14 protein-coding genes and 1 tRNA gene are annotated in these 14998 nt (G+C 49.2%); 5 read left to right on the top strand and 10 right to left on the bottom strand.

What is annotated here, in order from left to right; translation table 11 throughout:
* Nucleotides 1–28 precede the first annotated feature (28 nt).
* Nucleotides 29–799: an outer membrane lipoprotein-sorting protein gene (locus L1278_RS10680; RefSeq protein WP_253403753.1), complete on the top strand. Its 771-nt coding sequence runs from the start codon at nt 29–31 to the stop codon at nt 797–799.
* Between the two features lie 204 nt (nt 800–1003).
* Here L1278_RS10680 and ung read toward each other — a convergent pair whose 3' ends face one another.
* The gene (ung, locus tag L1278_RS10675; protein WP_253403751.1) at nt 1004–1666 is read right to left on the bottom strand and encodes a uracil-DNA glycosylase; all 663 of its coding nucleotides are present in this window, start codon (nt 1664–1666) and stop codon (nt 1004–1006) included.
* 98 nt (nt 1667–1764) lie between these two features.
* Here ung and apaG point away from each other — a divergent pair, with 98 nt between their 5' ends.
* Together apaG and L1278_RS10665 are read left to right on the top strand one after the other, a co-directional pair.
* Nucleotides 1765–2151, top strand: a complete 387-nt coding sequence (gene apaG, locus L1278_RS10670) for a Co2+/Mg2+ efflux protein ApaG (protein WP_220624232.1) — start codon at nt 1765–1767, stop codon at nt 2149–2151.
* 244 nt (nt 2152–2395) lie between these two features.
* The gene (locus L1278_RS10665) at nt 2396–3181 is read left to right on the top strand and encodes an O-methyltransferase (protein WP_253403750.1); all 786 of its coding nucleotides are present in this window, start codon (nt 2396–2398) and stop codon (nt 3179–3181) included.
* Here L1278_RS10665 and L1278_RS10660 read toward each other — a convergent pair.
* From L1278_RS10660 to L1278_RS10650, 3 genes are all read right to left on the bottom strand, one after another.
* Nucleotides 3178–3954, bottom strand: a complete 777-nt coding sequence (locus tag L1278_RS10660; RefSeq protein ID WP_253403737.1) for a DUF695 domain-containing protein — start codon at nt 3952–3954, stop codon at nt 3178–3180. The two genes, L1278_RS10665 and L1278_RS10660, sit on opposite strands and share 4 nt — an antisense overlap.
* Nucleotides 3955–4026: 72 nt before the next feature.
* Nucleotides 4027–4836 carry a 3-deoxy-8-phosphooctulonate synthase gene (gene kdsA, locus L1278_RS10655; protein ID WP_253403735.1) on the bottom strand — a complete coding sequence of 270 codons (810 nt, stop codon included), beginning with the start codon at nt 4834–4836 and terminating at the stop codon, nt 4027–4029.
* Nucleotides 4837–4994: 158 nt separating this feature from the next.
* The gene (locus tag L1278_RS10650; RefSeq protein ID WP_253403733.1) at nt 4995–5588 is read right to left on the bottom strand and encodes a methyltransferase domain-containing protein; all 594 of its coding nucleotides are present in this window, start codon (nt 5586–5588) and stop codon (nt 4995–4997) included.
* Nucleotides 5589–5664: 76 nt separating this feature from the next.
* Between L1278_RS10650 and L1278_RS10645 the strand changes: the two genes are divergently transcribed.
* Nucleotides 5665–6645 carry a hypothetical protein gene (locus tag L1278_RS10645; protein WP_253403731.1) on the top strand — a complete coding sequence of 327 codons (981 nt, stop codon included), beginning with the start codon at nt 5665–5667 and terminating at the stop codon, nt 6643–6645.
* Between the two features lie 175 nt (nt 6646–6820).
* Here the strand turns inward: L1278_RS10645 and cphA are convergent, their stop codons facing one another.
* From cphA to L1278_RS10630, 3 genes are all read right to left on the bottom strand, one after another.
* Complete coding sequence (cphA, locus tag L1278_RS10640; RefSeq protein ID WP_253403729.1) at nt 6821–9451, bottom strand: cyanophycin synthetase; 2631 nt, start codon at nt 9449–9451, stop codon at nt 6821–6823.
* An 874-nt stretch (nt 9452–10325) separates the two neighbouring features.
* A tRNA-Cys gene (locus L1278_RS10635) sits at nt 10326–10396 on the bottom strand.
* A gap of 123 nt (nt 10397–10519) precedes the next feature.
* Complete coding sequence (locus L1278_RS10630) at nt 10520–10882, bottom strand: hypothetical protein (RefSeq protein WP_253403727.1); 363 nt, start codon at nt 10880–10882, stop codon at nt 10520–10522.
* Between the two features lie 377 nt (nt 10883–11259).
* Between L1278_RS10630 and L1278_RS10625 the strand changes: the two genes are divergently transcribed.
* Nucleotides 11260–12318: an acyltransferase gene (locus tag L1278_RS10625; RefSeq protein WP_253403725.1), complete on the top strand. Its 1059-nt coding sequence runs from the start codon at nt 11260–11262 to the stop codon at nt 12316–12318.
* A gap of 17 nt (nt 12319–12335) precedes the next feature.
* On the opposite strand, the gene L1278_RS10620 is transcribed toward L1278_RS10625, so the two are convergent.
* The 3 genes from L1278_RS10620 to L1278_RS10610 form a co-directional block, all read right to left on the bottom strand.
* Nucleotides 12336–13253 (bottom strand): pseudouridine-5'-phosphate glycosidase, encoded by a 918-nt coding sequence (locus L1278_RS10620; RefSeq protein ID WP_253403723.1) that lies wholly within the window; start codon nt 13251–13253, stop codon nt 12336–12338.
* A 132-nt stretch (nt 13254–13385) separates the two neighbouring features.
* Complete coding sequence (locus tag L1278_RS10615; RefSeq protein WP_253403721.1) at nt 13386–13931, bottom strand: dihydrofolate reductase family protein; 546 nt, start codon at nt 13929–13931, stop codon at nt 13386–13388.
* Between the two features lie 29 nt (nt 13932–13960).
* Nucleotides 13961–14953 carry a S41 family peptidase gene (locus L1278_RS10610; protein ID WP_253403719.1) on the bottom strand — a complete coding sequence of 331 codons (993 nt, stop codon included), beginning with the start codon at nt 14951–14953 and terminating at the stop codon, nt 13961–13963.
* Nucleotides 14954–14998 lie beyond the last annotated feature (45 nt).

The following is a 14998-nucleotide window of genomic DNA, read 5'->3' as shown; positions in this document are numbered from 1 at the left end:
AAACTCACTGATTAAACCCGATAAAACCGTGAAAATAAACCTAATCTCCCGCATCCTACACCTGCTTCTCCCCTTGCTCACTCTAGCTTGCACCCAAAAAATGACAACAACCGCCACTAAACCCCAAACCGGACAGCAAGTGATCGAGGCTATGTACCGACACTGGGAAAACAAGTGGTATCCGAACTTTGCTTTCGATCAGCGGGCTATTTTCTATAAAGATGATCAGGTGAGCCGTGAAGAGATCTGGCAGGAAATTTACAGCTATCCCGCCAACCTGCACATCCGCTTTGATGGCTTTGAGACGGGCAACGGCGTGATCTACAACCAGGACACGGTTTATACCTTTAAGCAAGGCAAGATGGTGAACAAGCAATACTCCATCCACCCGCTCGTATTGTTGAGCTTCGATGTGTATTTCTACGATCCTGCCACTACCATCAGCAAGGCGCAGGAATTGAACTTCGACCTAAGCCAGTTTACGGAAGCTACCTGGCAGGGCCGCGATACTTATGTGGTAGGCACAACCGACCCGAATGATCAAAGCCGTAGTCAGTTTTGGGTAGACAAAGAACACCTTTATGTGGTGCGTATTTTAACGAACAGCAATGGTGTAGCACGCGATGTGGAGATGAACAAGTACCAGGAAATCGAGGGCAATATGGTGGCGACGGAGATTGTGTTCAAAAACAACGGCCAGTTGTTTCTGCGGGAGGAGTACTTCAATATCTCCTTCCCCGAAAAAGTAAATCCTAGCTGGTTTGAACCTGATCAGTTCTCGACTGCGAACTGGAAGTAAGGTATACGCCACGAGCGTCATCGCTCGTGACCAGGTATAGAGGGGCCTGTAGCCCCTTTTACTTTATGTTTGGCTTTATTGTCATTTCGAGCAAAGTGAGAAATCTGAATCACATGTAGCATTCTACAATTATCCAGATCTCTCCTACCGTCGAGATGACAAAATGTGGTTTAATACCTTAAACGAACTAAGTATAAACAGCTTTTACCAGTCAATCGGTTCTTTGCCCTGCGCTTTCAGGTACTCGTTGGCTTTGCTGAAGTGATGCGTGCCGAAGAAACCCCGGTCGGCGGCGAAGGGTGATGGGTGGGCTGCTTTGAGTACCAGGTGCTTGCTATCGTCAATAAAAGCGCCTTTTTTCTGTGCATATGCTCCCCACAGCATGAACACGATACCGGTTTTCAGGTCATTCACTTTGCGGACCACGGCATCGGTAAACTCTTCCCAACCCTTTTTCTGGTGCGAACCTGCATCGCCGGCACGCACTGTCAGGGTAGCGTTGAGTAATAGAACACCTTGCTCCGCCCAGCGTTCGAGATTTCCGGTAGTGGGCAGGTCTTTACCAAGGTCGTTTTTGATCTCCTTGAAAACGTTGACCAGCGAGGGAGGTATACGTACGCCGTCCTTCACCGAAAAAGCCAATCCGTTTGCCTGATTAGGTCCATGATAGGGGTCTTGTCCTAAAATAACTACTTTTACCTGATCAAAGGGGCAGTGTTCAAAAGCATTAAAGATCTGGTTACCGGGCGGGTAAACTTTTTGTGAGGTGTACTCGTCTTTAACAAATGACACAAGGTTTTTGAAATAAGGCTTTTCAAACTCATCTTGCAGAATTTTCTGCCAGCTTTCTTCTATCTTTACATTCATGCTAGTCTGTAGGGGTATGGGGTTTGCCTGGTAACAGGTAACGGGCCCCAGAAGGCTATACCTGAAACAGATTCTAATTATACAAAAAACTCTGTAACATGGATACAAAAACTACAGAAGGAGTAAAAGTAACGGTCACGACCAACTACCTGCCCGATTACTCCAGTCCGGTACAGCAGCACTTCGTATTTGCTTATAAGATCAGTATAGAGAATAACAGTGAGTTCACGGTGAAGCTTTTGCGCCGCCACTGGTACATACACGACGCCACCGGCACGATGCGTGAAGTGGAAGGAGAAGGTGTGGTTGGCCAGCAGCCCGTGCTGGAGCCCGGCGAGTCGCATGAATATGTGTCAGGCTGCAACCTGAAGACAGGTATGGGCAAAATGCGCGGAACTTACCTGATGGAGCGCATGGTCGACGGCAAAAAATTTCATGTGACTATTCCTGAGTTTTCGCTCATTGTTCCTTATAAGCTGAACTGATGGTTGTATTGCTGAACTGTTAGATTGTTGTTTTCGCTATACCTATTTAATCGTTGATCTCGCTATACCTGAATTAATTGCTAATTGTTTAATTGTTGAATCCTCTATACCTGAATTAATTGTTTCATTGATAATTCGGCTATACCTGTAAATTTGTAGTTTCTCACAATCTGTGGTTCTCACTGAAGGATTGCTTACATAGTGAAACTACAATTCAACCATCAACAATTTAACAATTCAAAAATTGCTCCCCTTCCACCTTGCGGCAAATTACCTGCTCTACCGCCTCAGGGCTTTTAAGCTGCACGGCGTTCACTCCCCTTTCGTTTTTGATCTTTACCAAAACGTGATTCTGCACGAAGGTGATTACTATTCTTATGCCCTAATTGAGGAATTACGTGGTGCACTGCTTCTGGAAGATCGCGCTATACCTGTCACAGATTTTGGAGCGGGCCCTAAGGCCGGACTGAAGAAAAACCGCACGATCAGCTACATTGCCCGCACTTCGGCGAAACCTGCTAAATATGCGCAGCTCCTTTTCAGGCTGGTAGCACATTTTCAACCTACCACTATTTTTGACCTGGGTACTTCCCTTGGCATTACTACCTCATACCTGGCGATGGGGAACAGAGAGGCGAATGTCTATACCTTTGAGGGCTGTCCGTCCATCGCTTCGGAAGCGAAAACGAACTTTGATAAGTTGGGTTTGCAGCACGTGCAGCAGGTGATTGGAAACCTGGATGATACACTACCACAGCAACTGCAGCAAGTGGAGCAGCTGGACTTTGCCTTTTTTGACGGAAACCACCGCTACGAACCCACCATGCGCTATTTCGAAGATTGCCTCAGCAAGCACCATGAGCATACCGTGTTTGTAGTGGATGATCTATACTGGTCAGCTGAAATGAAGCAGGCCTGGCAGGAAATCAAAAAGCACCCGCAGGTATGCCAAACCATCGACTTGTTCTACATCGGGCTGGTTTTCTTCCGTAAAACGCAGCCGAAAGAGCATTTTACGCTACTCTATTAATCGTTCTCCTTCACCACCTGCGCCTGCCAGCCGCCGTACACGCCCTTAAACTCCTCAGCTAATTGCCAAAGCCTTAAGGTAGTTGTGTGAATTTCTTCTTCGGTAACAGCCTGCACTTTTGCTATCACGACGCTGAACGGAACTTCAGTCTCATTTTGGTTCTCACCCTCCTGCACCAAGGTATAGCCCGCACCTTCTACCGCGTTTTTGAAGGCCGCACGATCCCTTTCCGTCGCGAAACTTATGAAGTGCGATACAGGGCGGGGAATGTAGTGTTCATCTCCCTGCTCCTCCATCATGCGCAAAATGCGGCTGTTCTTGATGGTTTGCATATCAGCGGGCTCCGGAAACAGGAAGTCCAGGTATAGGCCCCAATCCGGGTCATGGAGGGTGTTGGAAGCGAAGGTATAGGCCGGAAACTGCTGCATGATGTTGGTGGCGATCACCTCCGGCAAAGCTTCCTGTCCGCTGTAGAAATAAAAGCTGCGTTTGCCATCGTGCAGCAGTTTGCCCACAAAAGCGGCCTGCAACGAGTTCTGAAACTCCTCCACCAGCGCTTCTTCTATCGCCTCCAGCTGCTTCCACTCGGCTTCATCTTCCGGAAAGCCGTCTTCGTCAGGTTGCTGCAACGCGACAACCAGTTCAAAAGCACGGTCTTTATCAGGTATAGGAGCCAGGTTTTCGAAAGCCAGATCGATGCTCACACAGGCCGGACGCTCGTTAATATCACAGAAATAAACTTCCCACTCGGGAGTATGGGCAGGTATGGTCATAGGTATAATCTAAAGAAGCAAGAAGAGCATCAACCACAGTCAATGCTCTCCTCTTATACGTTTATCAGCTTTTTAGCGAATAGCCTGGCGGATGCGTACCAGTTTGGTGAGCAGATCTTCGAGTTGGTCCAGCGGCAGCATGTTGGCACCGTCTGACTTGGCAACAGATGGCTGCGGATGCGTTTCGATGAACAGACCGTCAGCCCCAACAGCAATGGCGGCTTTGGCAATGGTTTCGATCAGGGCAGGTTTTCCGCCTGTCACACCGGAGCTTTGGTTCGGCTGCTGCAGCGAATGGGTCACGTCCATCACTACTGGCACGCCATTCGTCTGCATTTCGGGCAGGTTACGGAAGTCCACGACCATATCAGAATAGCCAAAACTGTTGCCACGGTCAGTCAGGATCACTTTGTCATTGCCTGACTCGCGTACCTTGTCCACCGCAAAGCGCATGGCCTCACCGGAGAGGAACTGTCCTTTTTTGATGTTCACCACCTTGCCTGTTTTGGCAGCTGCTACGAGCAAATCGGTCTGGCGACACAGGAAAGCCGGGATCTGTAACACATCCACATACTCAGCCGCCATGGCTGCCTCGGTGCTTTCATGAATGTCGGTAACGGTAGGGATGTCAAAGGTCTGGCTTACTTTCTGGAGGATGCGCAGCGCTTTCTCGTCGCCTATACCTGTAAAAGAATCTAGCCGGGAGCGGTTGGCTTTGCGGTAAGAGCCCTTAAAGATCAGCGGAATCTCCAGTTTATCTGTGATCGTAACAAGACGCTCGGCGATCTGCAGGGCCATTTCTTCGCCTTCAATAGCGCAAGGTCCAGCCATCAGGAAGAAGTTGCCGGAGCCAGTATGTTTTAATTTTGGTATTTCGAACATGGTTAATTGCTTGGTTTATACCTTTCGGTCTGCAAATTTAGTCAGATGCGGGGGAATAAAGAAATGAGTGAATTGGTGATTGTGTGAATGAGTGAATCCTGATTCTGACAAATTATACCAGTGCACGATTCGGACAGGTCGTGACCTGTCCCTACAGGTTAATCTCTCGAACCCCTCAACTCTACAAACAGCTCCCTCCCCTGCCGCGGCGGAATGGAGTTGTAGGCAGTTTCGAAATGCAGGAACTCGAAGTAGGGCTCAAAATAGGTACGGTACTCTTCGCGGCTGCCGCCGAAAGGTGGGCCTGCGTGCTCAAACGTCGTATCGAAGAGCAGTCCAACTAATTTTCCTCCTGGCACAAGCAGATCAGCACACTTTCGTGCATAATCGGCTCGGAGCTTCGGGTCGATCGCGCAAAAGAAGGTTTGCTCGACGATCAGGTCGAATTTGCCTTCGAGTTTAAAAAAGTCCTGCAGAAGCAACTGATCTTTAGGGAAGTCCGGCACCCGTTCGGAAAAACGTTGCAGGGGCGCCTCGGCAACATCGGCTACATAGGTATGCACAAAGCCTTTCCGGAATAAATACTCTGCTTCGTAGGCATTGCCGCAGCCCGGAACCAGTATGTGTTGGCCAGTGTTAGGCATCTGATCAAAATATTCGCGGAGTGGCGGCGTTATAGCCCCAACATCCCAACCCGTCTGGCCCAGTTGGTAGCGGTTTTGCCAGTAGTCGGCATTAAATTCTTGTTTCATGTTGTATGATAATAGCACAAAAGTCTTAAATTTGAAACTCGCATACGCACCATTCCAGACATTAAAAGCTTAACTTATGAGTACGCTGGAAAAAAAAGACACCCAAAACGAACATCAGCCCATGAACCCTTCTGAAAAACGAAGCAACCGCAAACTTTTGATTAGTGGCCTCCTTGTCATCCTGATCAGTATCAATGGCATCCTGCTTTACATGAATTATCAGAAAAAAGAAAAAAACGAGGAGCAGGCCGAGGTGATCCGTGTGAAAGATAAAGAACTGGAGAACCAGATAAAAGTTTACGAAGCCCTGAAGGCCGATTTCGAGCGCCAAAGCCAGGAACTTCAGGCGATGGGACTTGAAAATGACTCACTGGAAGCTCAGATCGCCTCTATTTCGTCTGACCTGACTCAACTGCGCGGCTTCCGCAAAAGCAGCTACAGTTTAGCTGACCAGCGCCGTTTCCGCGACCGTGCAACGGCCTTTGAGCAGCAACTGAAGCAGAAAGACCAGGAGATTGCTACGCTCAAACAGGACAACGAAGTGCTCTTCACGGAAAACACATCGCTCAAAACAACGCAAAACCGCCTGAGCGACAGCCTGACCACTATGAAGTCGACCAACGATAATCTGGTGGAAAAAGTAAAAGTAGCTTCCAGACTCGAAGCACAGCGTATGAATGTGCAGGTGGTAAACAAGCGCGGCAAAGAGCTGGATGACAAAGACAACGAGTTCAGAATCAGAAACGTGGAGAAGATTCGTGTGGCCTTTAACCTGGGCAAAAACGATGTGGCACCACGCGAACCGAAGACAATCTACATGCGTCTGATCGAACCGGACGGAGCAGCCTTGTATAACCTGTCTACTGGTTCAGGTTCCTTCGATATCGATGGACAAGACATGTACTACACTGCCAAGCGCGACATCGTGTTTGATAACACGCAACAGCAGGTGAGCTTTGTGTACAGCAAAAACGCCGAGTACAAAAAAGGCCAGCATACCATTGAACTTTACGCTGACGGTTACCTGATCGGAACAACCAGCTTCGTACTGAAATAACATTTAAGCCCTTAAGTCTGAAAGCCCCGGTCTGTTTGGCCGGGGCTTTTTTTGTGCCCAAGCCTCAGATAGGTATAGCCATAAAAAAAACCCTATCCTGAGGAAAGGGTTTTAGTCCATCGTTCACATGAAATTCTCTAACGCAGGCGTTAGAATTTAATCAACAAGAAAATCTTTATTCCACCAGCATACTGCTGCGGTGTTGTATTACTTTAAAGCTCTCCACCATCTTCACCGATTCGTGCACATCTTCAGTGAAGATCGCTACAAAGGAGTCCGGTTCGGCATTTTCCAGCGCATAGGCGATTGCCCGCATTTCCTCCGGTATCACCTTCACCTGCTTGTGCGGCGCCACATCCTCTATACCTTGCAGCATTGGCAAAGTAATCTCCTCGGCTGTCTTTCCGCGCAGGTCGTTGTCGAGACGAATGATGATCTCGTCAAAGATCTCCCCTGCCACCTGGCCTAACTCGTAGAAATCCTGCGTTCTGCGGTCACCAACACCGGCTATTATGCCAACCTTGCGCGACACGTCCAGGTCTTCCATAAAGCCGCCTATGGCCTTCAGACCACCCACGTTGTGCGCGTAGTCCACCAGCACCTCGAAGTTCGGGAACTGGAACAGGTTCATGCGACCTGGCGTTTTATCCGGTGAAGGGATAAAAGTGCGCAGGGCACGCTTAATATCTTCTATGTCAAAGTGCGATACGTAGCCGGCCAACGCGGCGGCCAGTATGTTCTCTATATTAAATTTCGCTTTTCCTCCGAAGGTCAGCGGCACATCCCCCACCCGATCAATCCTGATCTTGTAACTGTTTTTGAAGATCGAGATGTAACCGTTTTCAAAAACCGCCGCCAATCCGCCTTTCGCAATGTGCTTGAGTATGCGCGGGTTGTTCTCGTCCATACTGAAGAAAGCCACCTTGCACTTCAGGTCCTCCGCCATGGCGTATACCAGGTCATCATCTGCGTTCAGGATGGCGTATCCGTCCTTGCTCACGCTTTTCGGGATTACCGACTTCACATTAGCCAGGTCCTCCAGGGTATGGATGTCGCGCAGACCCAGGTGATCGGAGCTTACATTGGTCACGATGCCGATGTCGCACTGATCGAAGCCCAGCCCTGAGCGCAACAAGCCGCCACGGGCACACTCCAGCACTGCAAAATTTACAGTCGGGTCCTTGAGCACAAACTGAGCACTGTAAGCCCCGGTGGTGTCGCCTTTCTCGAGCAGTTTGTCCTGTATGTAGATGCCCTCGGTAGTCGTATACCCTACCTGGTAGCCCTTGCTCTTGACCATGTGCGCGATCAGGCGCGTTGTGGTTGTCTTCCCGTTGGTGCCTGTTACCGCCACAATCGGGATACGGGCCGGTTTGGTATGCGGAAAAAGCATGTCAATGACCGGTTCAGCCACATTGCGTGGCAACCCGTATGTTGGCGAAATGTGCATCCTGAAACCAGGCGCTGCATTCACCTCCAGTACCGCACCACCTGCTTCGTTCAGCGGGATGGCAATGTCAGTTGTCATCACGTCGATGCCGCAGATATCCAGCCCCACCAGACCGGCAATTCGCTCGGCCATCAAGATGTTGTAAGGATCTACTAAGTCAGTAACGTCAGTTGCAGTGCCTCCAGTACTTATGTTCGCCGTACTTTTCAGGTATAGCACCTCACCTTCGGGCAGAACCGATTGAATAGTAAGCTCTTTGGCCTTTAAAATATTTTTGGTTTGCTGATCAATTTTAATGCGGGTCAGCGCCTTTTCGTGCCCCACACCCCTTCTCGGATCTTTGTTCTCACGATCCACCAGCTGCTTTATTGTGGAAACACCGTCGCCGGTGACCATGGCCGGGGTGCGCTTGGCAGCCGCCACAAACTTCTTGTTGATGACCAGCAAGCGGAAGTCGAAACCCTGAATGTAGCGCTCGACGATCACACCCTCTGAGAATTGCTGTGCTGAAGCCAGTCCTTTGAGCGCATCTTTCCAGTTGGTAATGTTGATGGTGGCTCCTTTGCCGTGGTTGCCGTCGAGCGGTTTAAGCACCAGCGGGTAGCCCAGCCGGTCAACCGCTTGCTTCAGTTCCTCCTGATCATACACAGTAGTGCCTTTGGGAACAGGTATACCGGCTTCGTCGAGCAGTTCCTTGGTGGCGTTCTTATCGCCAGCTATCTCCACGGCAAAGCAGGCAGTGCCACAGGTCATGGTAGCTTGAATACGCTTCTGGTTGACGCCATAGCCAAGTTGTATGAGCGAGTGCCGGTTGAGGCGGATGTAAGGTATACCGCGACTCTGCGCTTCTGATACTATAGAGTAAGTGCTCGGTCCGAAGTACTCATCTTCCCTGATCTGATGCAGCCGATCAATGTCTTCGTCGAGTTTATACCTCTCGCCTTTGATCAGGGCTTCGGTGATGCGGAGTGCAGCACGAGCAGCATACTCTCCGGCGCGCTCCTCCTGGTATGAGAAGATGATGAAGTGCGTACCCTGTTCGTGCGCCATGTAACATCGCCCGTAGCCGCTCTCCATACCTGCCAATGTTTGCAGTTCCAGGGCGATGTGTTGCAGCACGTGGCCAAAGGTAGTCCCTTCCTCCACGGACTTAAAGAAGCCGCCAGCCACACCTTCGGAGGCGCGATGATTGTACATCTCGGGAAACATTCGCTGTAATCGAACAGCGAAGCCGGGTACTTCGTGGGTAAGGGTATCAGCCAGTTCTTCCAGGTCCAGCTTCAGTACGATAATTTTGGGATGTTTAACAGACCAGTAATTTGGTCCGCGCATGATGCGCAAGTCTGTAATCTTCATGGGAATGGGTAAGCAGCTTGTTTTGCCTGTCAGATATGTTGTAGGTATTGAGATACACGGCAACCGTGAAATTGCCTGCTTGCAATACGTTATACTTTGACAAAGGATATAGCCCGTTTAGAAAAAACAGCACAACCGAATTGAAGTTATTGGGTGATAATTACTTAGGTATAGAAAGGCCTCATAGATGGATTGGGTGAAGAGATTGAGACTTGTGGCAGGTATAGTTTTGTAATGGGATTACCTCCCCTGCCCCTCTTTTTGTAAAGGGTCCAATCCCCAAAACAGCAGGGGGATTTTCAGCTACTGCTACCAATTCTTCAGGTATAGGTTTTGTAGGAAATTAACCCCACCCCAACCTTCCCCTTTTATCGAGGGCCCCTACCCCCAAAACAGGGGAAGGATTGTGCTCGATTAACATCCCCCTGCCCCCTTCAAAGGGGGACTTCCCGCCATTCCCGATTTATATGTATAAGCCTTGTTGTTTATGTCACAATTCACTCGCAGGTATAGCAATACATACTTGCCCTGAAGCAACTGAGCAGACAATGGTGCCAAGTGCACCAGCGACGATTTTGTGTTTGAGCGGTCAGCGAGTTTAAAATCGTCTTGATTTTTTTGCTTACTGGGGGTAGGGGCCCTCTTTCTTTTCATCAAGGAAAAAAGTAAGGCCTGCCCGGCCAGGGCAAGCTATAAAACAACATCGGTTCCTATACCTGCATAAGCAAGCTATACCTATACCTGGGCCAGAGGCCCCACTAAACCTGTCACGAGCGTAGACGCTCGCGCCATAGCTTATGACGCTAAGTAAAGTGGAATTTGAACTGAAAGGAAAAAAAATCGCCCGGTCAGGAATACCGACCGGGCGAAGAAGAGGTAACGAGCGGATTCGAACCGCTGTAGCAGCTTTTGCAGAGCTGAGCCTAGCCACTCGGCCACGTTACCCTGATTGGAGTGCAAATATAAGCAGAGATGTATGCTTATCAAACAATCAGGCTATATTTTTTAAGCGCCATCAGGTATAGCGCTAAGTATAAGCCCCTTATTTTTTAAATAGAATGCGCAAAATTATTTAGGAAGCGGAGCTCCTACAGGTACAGCGCAGTCATGACCAGGCTGGCCGTGAGGCGGGTTGGTGCCGGCGGCAACAGAACCAGATACCTGCGGCTGGAAAGCAGGCTGTGGTGCCGTCAGTCTGGGCTGTGCTGGCAGGTTTAGCGGTGCGCCCACTTCGATGTCGCAGCGGTGGCCCGGCTGACCGTGCTCCGGATTCAGGGCTACGTTGCCTGCTGGTGCAGCTGTAGCAGCGTTACTGCTTGTTGGTACAGTGGTTGACTGGCTGGCAGCTGTGCTGGTTGTCTTATTGTCTTCTGAGCAAGCGCTAAAACCAATCAGGGCAGCAGCCAGCAGTACATTAACGGTAGTTTTCATGCAATGAATTAAAAATTGTGCAGCCTTCTGCCCCTGCCATCCTTTTGGCAGACCATGGCGCTTTTGTTACAACCGACAAGCTACCAAAAAGGTGCCGCAAAACCAAAACCCATCCGACATACGGTCAATTCCGCCTGCTTAAAAACTCTTGGCGCCTGCCATAACTTTATCGCTTCTTTCCCGGTATATTCTGAAAAACCGCTATGCACATCCGGCATAGTCCGAAACAGACACGGCCAGGCAGCCGTACCCAGGCTTGTTTGGGCTGTTACCCTTAACAATAACACTCTATAAATTCTGGCCGTATCAGCCAGTTAGCGGTGCGGAAGGAACCAGGCTACGGCCCTATACCTTCAGAGCCCGTAACGATTACCTTTATGAACAGACTTCTATTCCTTGACGCATTAAGGGGCATTGCCGCACTCTCAGTGGCCCTCTTCCACTATACTTCCGTTTATCGCAGCCTGTACGGCCACCGCTTCTCTCCTTCCTTCGACTTCGACTATGGCTTGTTCGGGGTAGAGCTTTTCTTTATGATCTCCGGCTTTGTGATCTTCTTCAGTTTCGACAGAATCAAGAGCGGCAGCGAATTTCTCTTTAACCGTGGCATCCGTTTATACCCAACGTATTGGTTCAGCATGATCACGACCTTTGTGGTGGTGCAGACCTTCGGACTGCCCGGCTTCGAGACCAACTTTACAGACATGCTCGTGAACCTGACCATGTTCCAGAAGCTGGCCCAGGTGCCGGATGTGGACGGGGTATACTGGTCGCTCTTCTCGGAGTGGATGTTTTATCTGATGATGCTCGGTTTGTTCATGACCAACAACCTGAAGCGCATTTTGTGGGTTGGGCCGGTTTGGGTGCTACTGAGTCTGGTGCACAAGTATGCGTTCAGCTTTGGTCCGGTTGGTGCGCTGCTCAACCTCTATCACGGTGTCTTCTTTTATGCGGGCATCCTCTTCTACCTGCTCATGAAGCAACCTGAAAAGAAAAAAAATATCCTCGGACATCTGCTGTTCAGCATCGCTGCCATTGTAGCGCTATACCTGCCAGAGGGACTGCCACATACCCTGGTGGTAATCTCTTTCTTCGCTGTCTTCTACTTGGGGCTGCAGGGCAAAATGGATTTTCTGGTGAACAAGGTACTGCTCTTTTTAGGGAGCATTTCCTACGCGCTATACCTGATTCACCAGTTTATTGGTTACGTGATCATCAACGAAACCCGTCACTTATTTGGCGACAGCCTGCTGGTGATTGTGCCGCCGCTAGCCATTTCGCTCACTGCAGCCTGGCTGATCACAACCTATATTGAAAAACCGGCTGTGAGCCATCTCAAGACTTGGTATAAGCAGCGGTCTGGCCATGCTCTGCCACAGGAGAAGAAAACACCTGTCAGTGGTTTTGCCAAGCCGGAGACTGTCCCAACCAAATAGGTATAGCAGGGCTCAAACTATAACTTAACCTGGGTATAAGCAGCGGCCAGCTCCGCTCCCAGTCGGGCATTGTGTTTGATCAGGGCAATATTGGCTTCGAGACTTTCGCCGTGGCTGTGCTCTGCGATATACTTTAAGAGAAAAGGAGTAACGGCTTTTCCTTTGATGTGCTGCTGCGCGGCGGCATGCAGGGCCTGGGTGATGTACCATTCCATTTCCGGAGCCGGCACCTCGAACTTTTCAGGTATAGGATTGGCAATTAGCACAGCTCCGTTCAGTCCCAGCTCCCATTTAATACGTAACAGATCTGCTATTTCACGGGGAGAATTCAGTCGCAAGGGAGAGGCAAATCCACTTTGGCGGGAGTAAAAGCTAGGGAAGGCATCCTGCCCATACGTAACAACCGGTATACCTTGTGTTTCGAGGTACTCCAGCGTCAGCCCAATATCCAGAATCGACTTGACTCCTGCCGACACCACCGCGACGGAAGTGTGCGCCATTTCGGTCAGATCCGCCGAGATGTCCATCGTCGTCTCAGCGCCCCGGTGCACGCCTCCGGTTCCGCCCGTTACAAATACCCGTATACCTGCCATGGCAGCAATGCGCATGGTCGTTGCCACCGTCGTAGCGCCATCCAGTCGCTGACTAATGACATAGGGCATATCTACCAAACTCACTTTCCAGACATCTGTTGCCTGCCCCAGGTGCTCGATCTGCTGCTGCGTAAGGCCCACACAGCACTTGCCGTTCAGGATGGCGATGGTGGCAGGTATAGCGCCCGCTTCCCGCACCACTGCCTCTACCTCTAAAGCCGTCTGCACGTTCTGCGGAAAAGGCATGCCATGTGCGATAATCGTCGACTCCAGCGCTACAACGGGCTTACCATCGGTCAGGGCCTGCTGCACTTCGGGAAGAATTTCCAGGTATGGGTTCATGGAGTTATTCTGATTTTTGAGGGATTCTTTAATTTGGATATAGAACTCAACTAGAGCTTTTCATCTTATACCTGATTAAATAATTAACGCGCTGGCGAATACGCCAGGTATACCTATCTAACAGTTTGTTATTCAGCCCTTATGCTCGTAAATCAGCTGCACCACCCCGGATCTAAACTTGTTCACCTCTATCAGGTTGAGATTTATCCTTTGCTTCAGTTCTTGAAACAGCGGCTTGCCTGCTCCTAACACGGTTGGGTGTACGGAAATGCGGTAAATGTCAATCAGCCCATGGTGGATAAAAGTTGTGATGAGTTTTGATCCCCCATACAACCAAATGTCTTTACCGTCCCGCTGTTTCATCTCAGCCACCTTTTCAGGTATAGCGGAGGAAATAAAAGTGGCCTTCCTATCCTGCCGCTCCTGGCTGGAGAAAACAATCTTCTCCTTAGCGTGTACAGCCGACCAGATAGTCTTTTCAGTTTCGTTTGCGCTAGGTTCTGGCTCGAAGTTACCCCACATTTCATAACTTACCCGTCCATAGAGTATGGTGTCTATACCTGAAAGGAAGCCCTTAAAGTCCATGTCATCATCTAGGATACACCAATCCACTTCCCCATTCGGCCCTTCAATGAATCCGTCGAGGGTTACGGCCAGGTCTAAGATTACTTTTCGCATAGTTTGGAGAGATTCCTATTTTCCTATATCTATTCCTTAATCCACTCTATGGCGCGTGCTACAGCCTCTTTATCAGGTAATATTTCATCCGGGAGTACTTCTTTACCATACGTTTTAAGGTTTCTATCAGCAAATAGAGCTCTGGCTAAATTTAAACGTGCACCATTGTTAAGGCGGTACGACCTTAACTCAGTAGATGCGCCGCAGCTTGGGCTTCCAAAACTACGGGCGTTTGGCCTGCCTATAAACGATATAAATACTATTTCTCCTGAACTGGCAACCTCACCATCAACCAGTAATGCTACTTTAGGATAAGGGTTAAGGTTAGTCCTTATTAGTCTATATGCCTCTTTTTGTACCATGCGTCCTCCGTTTTCTTTGCTAGTCGAGCAAACGGAGAGTCGGCCGATATCGTCATACTGCCAGCACTTCCACACATCATCAGTATCTACAAAATAACCTGCAATTCCATTTCCCAAGATAGGGCCAACCCCTAATAGCATAGGTGCCATATTACCACCTCTATTACCTCTTAAATCGACTATCCAACCCTTTACCTCGCGTTCATCAGCAATTTGAATGGAATCATGCATAGCTTTGACATAAGCGTTTAATGCTCTCGGATCAGTTCCAGCCATGCTATTTATTTTAATGTACCCAATTGCCTCATCCCTAGGCACAGGATTAGGAAAAGCTTCATTGCAACCTCTATCTGGATTATGCACAGTCTCTCCGATTGGGCTTACGTACATACTGTGAAATTCCTGCAGAAGTGTTAAGGCCAGCTCAATCGCTGGATAGGTTTCCTCTATTGTTTTAGCGTTAGCTGCCTTTGCCTTCACTTTTTTTTCGAGATCCTCCCAATCGATCTGGTGTCGGTATACAGCTTCTCTTTTCGCTATATTAATGATTTCCTCTATATGAAGTTGAGGAAGGTCCTTCCGTATCTGTAAGTCATCGTCCTTTTTACAAGCAAGGAGACCAATCATGAAGAGAATTGCGAGAGCTTGCTTGAGGCGCATAGCTTGGAGTTTCTTTAAAGCATAAATCAATTTCTATATAAATAT

Source organism: Pontibacter sp. HSC-36F09, from assembly GCF_024171605.1.
In the GTDB taxonomy this organism is placed as follows: domain Bacteria; phylum Bacteroidota; class Bacteroidia; order Cytophagales; family Hymenobacteraceae; genus Pontibacter.
Note: the sequence above shows the minus strand (reverse complement) of the source record. Positions and strands in the feature narration are given on the sequence as shown.